The following is a 4,062-nucleotide window of genomic DNA, read 5'->3' as shown; positions in this document are numbered from 1 at the left end:
AGTGTTTTAAATCCGCGATTTTGATGAAACTCACGGATCTTTACTTTGGAAGTACAAGGCGGATAGATTTCGAGGAAGATGATCTCTTTGAGCACCAGCTTCTGTTCGAACCCCAGCGGCTTCAGTTCATTTTTCTTCGTTCGTTTTTTGCCCATGAACTAAGATTCATCCCCGGACATCATGTCGACGAGAGTGGTGAACCACTGATTGAAATGGGGGCACTTTGCTCGGAGTTGGTTGATCCCCGTGTATTCAGCGATGTCCGGTCCTGCGGATGTCTTCAGTCCATAATAGCGAGGGAAGATTTGAATGATTCGCTTCGATGGTGCCGTCTGGGGACCGTCATTGATATGTTCCACGGACTGATGATCATCAACGATTGCCTGTAGTTGTGCAATTTCTTCATCGCAATTTTCAAACGCATATTGGAATGAATTCACGTCCGCGAACAGCAGCGTTTCATATTCGTGTAATTGAAGGTAAGGCAGGAAACGGTGATCGCCGATATCCTCTCCCAGGGCGGTTTCCAGCGCTGCGACATACGGGTGGGGATCATGCGGGTTCCGTTGCTGAATGGCTTTACCGGGAAAATCGGGGGGCAACGCATACAAGTCAAACAACGTGGTGAAATGGACGTTCGAACGCTGATGCTGATTGAGCGTATTGATGATATCGTTCCGCAGGGGGGCATATTTTCGGATTCCCCCACGCGAGATCACATTTCTTTTTCTGCTGTTGGCAATCAGTATGGTATGGATGATTCCCTCGGATTGTGGAAATAGAAACGGTCTTAAAACCTGCTGACAAAATCCCTGCTCCGTCGGGCCTTCGCAGAAAACATAGAGTTCCTTCATCAGACAGGCCCCCCCCCGAAGACGTTTTTCTGCCAGAGTTCACCCAGGCTGTAGTCATCCAGCCAGTTGGTCAGGTCTTTTTCGTCGAGGCGACGAAACTGTGATTCCCGGTCTCTGGCCTCTGCCACAATCACTTCCTCGGGAGAAAATTCATCCAGAAAAGTCGGCGATTGCGTACAGACTAGTAACTGCGAATTGACGGAGGCGGCCTGGATCAGACCGGCAATCATGCTCATCGCATGAGGGTGCAGTCCCAGTTCGGGCTCATCCAGGATAATCAGATCGGGTAGCGTCTTCTGTGGCTGCAGTAACAGGGTGACCAGCACCATCACGCGCAAACTGCCGTCTGAAATCTGGTGTGGACCAAGCAGATAGTCACTCCCTATCTGTTTCCAGTTTAACAGGATATTGCGGGGATTCGCGCGCTGCGGTTCCATTTCGAACGTGTCGAATCCCGGCACGATTTTGCGAATGGTGGAGAGAATCCGGTCGTAGATTTTGTGGTGCGAGGATTTGTAGTAATACAGCATAGCTGCCAGATTGCCGCCGTCCCAGCGCAGCCGTTTGTTATCTTCGATATAACACTCTGTCCGCAGGGGGGACGTCAGACTGGTGTCCAGCAGGTGAAGTCGAAAGCTGGAACTTTTCAACGACTCATAAATCAGTTGCCCCGGATGGCTCTCTCCATCATACATGGCGTCATTGTAGATATCCTTGGAGACACTGCAGATGTCGTCGATGATCATTTCATTGGCCCACTCGAATGATTTTCTCGCGACAGGTCTGATATCGTAAAACAGGCTGTCGGGGGGCTTAAAGCTGCAGCGCTGATGGAGGGTTCCGCTGCCGACGACTGTTTTTACCGTGACGTGAACTTCCAGTGCATCGGTTGTTTTCGCACCCTGAAACAGCAGAGAATTCGGTCCGCCGTTCCGCCCGACATAGCCGTCCAGACGCGCATCCAGGGAAGCGGCGAGAAATTCGAACAGACTGGCCAGGTTGGACTTTCCGGCACCGTTGGCGCCGATGAGCAGATTTAATGAGGTGAGTTTGACATCGACTTCGCGCAGCGATTTAAACCCGGTGACATTGAGCGATTGGATCTGCGGTTTGGCAAGTTTCATGGTCTCGTTCCTTAAATATCCTGCACGTCGAACATCAAACGTCCGAACTCTTCCTCGGTGAGGCGGACTTTCCAGGTCTGGTCATTTCGGCGGAGGTTTTCCAGGTTGTTGTCGCCGTTGACGTAGATCAGGTCGAATTCCTGGTCCCGCGTATTGTAGTGCTGTTTGCGGAACCACTCGTCCAGGGCGTCGTTATCGGTTTCGTCAAGATTGCGCCAGAGAACCAGCGTCCGTTCGCCATCCGGGTTGATCCCTTCCACCACGCGGATGCCCCGGATCACGTCAATGTGCCGCACCGTCAGCCCCAGCAGCCAGTTGAACGTCTCTACAAGGTCCACGTTCACCAGTTGGGTCTCCCCGTCTCGTTCTACCGTCAGTCGGTATGCGTCCGGGTTGCGGAAAGACTCCACATTCAGCAGTGACTGACTCTCCCAACCCTCCACATCCAGCATATAAGATAACGTGTACTGCTCACGTAGTTCGTCATCTGCCTCCAGCTGCAACTCTTGCTGCGGCGTTCGTCGGAGTTCCAGATTGTTCAGGGTGTCTTCGTAGGATTCGAGACGGATGTATTTAAAGGCATGACTGATTCTATCCTGGTTTAGCAATTTTCCATCCATCCACTTGCGGGAGTAAATTATTTTTTGAATTCTTGGTTTAAGAACTGACGAAAAATATTCTCCCTGCTCCACAAGTATAAAAGATCTATTGCCATCATCTTCTCGGTTGATCTCAAATACAGCATGGCCTGTTGTTCCTGATCTAGCAAAGAAATCACATACTAGATCATCATTCCTTGTCGATGCACGAATTAAAGAACAGATCAAAGAAACCGGCTTGGGATATGCAAATCGTTTCGATCCAAAGTGGCGATCAATTATTCGGCCCCCCCCAGAATTCATACCCGTTTTGAGGATAGAGATTTCGAATTCAGTTTCATCATCTTCGATTTCCCGATCATTGATGTTGGAATTTTCAATCCAGCTTGAGCAAGGTTTCACTTTCATAGATTCTGGATCAAAAAAAGTCTTATACCGCGGACGTTCAAGGGTACCTTCAGCCTCGTCAGGCCAGATTATTAAGTCGTTTGCAATCACTTCCATCATAGTTTCAGGGAAGAAACGCCAAACACGATTGGAATTTGGTTGAAAACACTTACCGGCTCTTGGATTGGTGATCGGAAAAAATTGGTTAGGATGCTGTTCGCTAGTCATACTCACAGTGAGATCAGTGCTTGCATATCGTTTGCCAGTTTTTTTATCAATATAGTGATACGCATCTTCGTTTTTTGCTAACCCATACAGTCGAGATTGAGATATATCTTTTCCATAGGCTAATATATATTCATGGTCAAGGGATAATGGAGTGCCACTCATTGCTGATGGACTATGCCGTTTCCATACCATACTTCCAAGATAGTTTTGTACCCCAAAAACGTTTGAAAGCGTCATCCATAGATTTCGATACTCATTATCATCGATGTTTGCAAACACTACGCCACTAGAGCTTAATACCGTGCGGAATTGATTGAAGCGGTCAAACATCATAGCAATCCATGAAGAATGCTGAAGTTGATCTTTATAAACGAATCCATCATCACCGGTATGGTTGCCCGAACGGTGCAACATTATGATTGACTCCGGTGCAACATTATGATTGACTCAAATGGACTAGGATACAGTGATTCACTGTCACAGGCAAGCCAGCAGGACACAGTCCGGTATTGAAATGTTCGGGCTAACGTGATTCTTCAAAACAGCTTGTGTATTGTAAGTATGAAAGGATATTTCATACTTCTGTGGGAACAGCGAGGATGATGGAAACAACTCGCATAAGTAGTGGTGGAGATCCATACTGATGCTCGAAATGCTAAATTTCACCGGTATTTGTGGCAGAATACATGAAGGTGACACCTTTAACTATCAGTGATCGACACTGATGGTTTTGAACGCCCTGGAATAGTCTCCCCAAAGCTTTTTCAAGGCGTCAGTATTACTAACCGTTATTTGCGAATAGTCCGTATTCCAGGTTCTAAGAAAGGAGCGATATGCTACAGAGACAAGAAATCATGTTGATTAGAGCTG

The 4,062-nt window shown here is 47.9% G+C and carries 3 protein-coding genes; all 3 read right to left on the bottom strand.

The annotated features are described in order from the left end of the window. Window positions 1-158: 158 nt before the first annotated feature. From AACZ40_RS28420 to AACZ40_RS28410, 3 genes are read right to left on the bottom strand one after another with little or no spacing between them, the layout of a single operon-like run. Entirely contained in the window at window positions 159-854 is a 696-nt protein-coding gene (locus tag AACZ40_RS28420) for a DUF4276 family protein (RefSeq protein WP_291167508.1), read from the bottom strand. Continuing rightward, complete coding sequence (locus AACZ40_RS28415) at window positions 854-1,978, bottom strand: AAA family ATPase (protein WP_291167510.1); 1,125 nt, start codon at window positions 1,976-1,978, stop codon at window positions 854-856. The genes AACZ40_RS28420 and AACZ40_RS28415 overlap by 1 nt, the downstream gene beginning before the upstream one ends. An 11-nt stretch (window positions 1,979-1,989) precedes the next feature. After that, window positions 1,990-3,606: a site-specific DNA-methyltransferase gene (locus AACZ40_RS28410; protein WP_291167512.1), complete on the bottom strand. Its 1,617-nt coding sequence runs from the start codon at window positions 3,604-3,606 to the stop codon at window positions 1,990-1,992. Window positions 3,607-4,062: the final 456 nt, after the last annotated feature.

The organism is uncultured Gimesia sp., from assembly GCF_963972345.1.
GTDB lineage: Bacteria > Planctomycetota > Planctomycetia > Planctomycetales > Planctomycetaceae > Gimesia.
Note: the sequence above shows the minus strand (reverse complement) of the source record. Positions and strands in the feature narration are given on the sequence as shown.

What these genes read in the sequence shown, in the direction of transcription:
- AACZ40_RS28420 (WP_291167508.1), bottom strand. Translation starts at nt 854, where the DNA reads ATGAAGGAACTCTATGTTTTCTGCGAAGGCCCGACGGAGCAGGGATTT.
- AACZ40_RS28410 (WP_291167512.1), bottom strand. Translation starts at nt 3,606, where the DNA reads ATGTTGCACCGTTCGGGCAACCATACCGGTGATGATGGATTCGTTTAT.
- AACZ40_RS28415 (WP_291167510.1), bottom strand. Translation starts at nt 1,978, where the DNA reads ATGAAACTTGCCAAACCGCAGATCCAATCGCTCAATGTCACCGGGTTT.